The organism is Fusibacter bizertensis (genome assembly GCF_029914245.1).
Classification (GTDB): domain Bacteria; phylum Bacillota; class Clostridia; order Peptostreptococcales; family Acidaminobacteraceae; genus Fusibacter_C; species Fusibacter_C bizertensis.
Genome location: NZ_JARYZI010000028.1, coordinates 1 through 1,517 on the forward strand (window position 1 = coordinate 1; position 1,517 = coordinate 1,517).

At 52.2% G+C, this 1,517-nt stretch carries 1 rRNA gene; it reads right to left on the reverse strand.

What is annotated here, in order from left to right:
• Positions 1-70 precede the first annotated feature (70 nt).
• Positions 71-1,517: ribosomal RNA gene (locus QE109_RS17495) — 16S ribosomal RNA — on the reverse strand; the annotation flags it as partial.

Sequence of the window (1,517 nt, forward strand, 5' to 3'; positions counted from 1 at the left end):
GATAATCACTTATCACTCATGGTCACAAGACCCTCAAAATTGAACAGCGCAAATGTCTATTTCTCCTTAGAAAGGAGGTGATCCAGCCGCACCTTCCGATACGGCTACCTTGTTACGACTTCACCCCAGTCATTGATTTCACCTTCGACAGCTTCCTCCCTTACGGGTTGGACCACTGGCTTCGGGCGCCCCCAACTTCCATGGTGTGACGGGCGGTGTGTACAAGACCCGGGAACGCATTCACCGCGACATTCTGATTCGCGATTACTAGCAACTCCAACTTCATGTGGGCGAGTTTCAGCCCACAATCCGAACTGGGATCGGCTTTTTAGGATTCGCTCCAGATTACTCTTTCGCTGCCCGTTGTACCGACCATTGTAGCACGTGTGTAGCCCAGATCATAAGGGGCATGATGATTTGACGTCATCCCCACCTTCCTCCGTGTTATCCACGGCAGTCTGTCTAGAGTGAACAGCTTAACCTGTTTTCAACTAAACACAAGGGTTGCGCTCGTTGCGGGACTTAACCCAACATCTCACGACACGAGCTGACGACAACCATGCACCACCTGTCATCTCTGCCCCGAAGGGAAGACTCGGCTAAGAGTCGATCAGAGAGATGTCAAGACCTGGTAAGGTTCTTCGCGTTGCTTCGAATTAAACCACATGCTCCGCTGCTTGTGCGGGTCCCCGTCAATTCCTTTGAGTTTCACACTTGCGTGCGTACTCCCCAGGCGGAATACTTAATGCGTTAGCTGCGGCACCGAGTTTTGACGCCCGACACCTAGTATTCATCGTTTACGGCGTGGACTACCAGGGTATCTAATCCTGTTCGCTACCCACGCTTTCGTGCCTCAGTGTCAGTTACAGTCCAGTAAGTCGCCTTCGCCACTGGTGTTCCTCCTAATATCTACGAATTTCACCTCTACACTAGGAATTCCACTTACCTCTCCTGCACTCAAGCCTATCAGTTCCAAAGGCTTACATTGGTTGAGCCAATGCCTTTCACCCCTGGCTTGATAAGCCACCTACGCACCCTTTACGCCCAGTGATTCCGGATAACGCTTGCCCCCTACGTATTACCGCGGCTGCTGGCACGTAGTTAGCCGGGGCTTCCTCCTATGGTACCGTCATTTTTTTCTTCCCATAGGACAGAGTTTTACGACCCGAAAGCCTTCATCACTCACGCGGCGTTGCTGCATCAGGCTTGCGCCCATTGTGCAATATTCCCCACTGCTGCCTCCCGTAGGAGTCTGGACCGTGTCTCAGTTCCAGTGTGGCCGATCACCCTCTCAGGTCGGCTACTGATCGTCGCCTTGGTGAGCCGTTACCTCACCAACTAGCTAATCAGACGCGGGTCCATCCCATACCGATAAATCTTTGTCGGCTGTCTCATGCGAGACTACCGACTTATAAGGTATTAATCACCGTTTCCAGTGGCTATCCCTTTGTATGGGGCAGGTTACCCACGCGTTACTCACCCGTCCGCCGCTTTCATAAGTTTCTCTTTGACCGAAG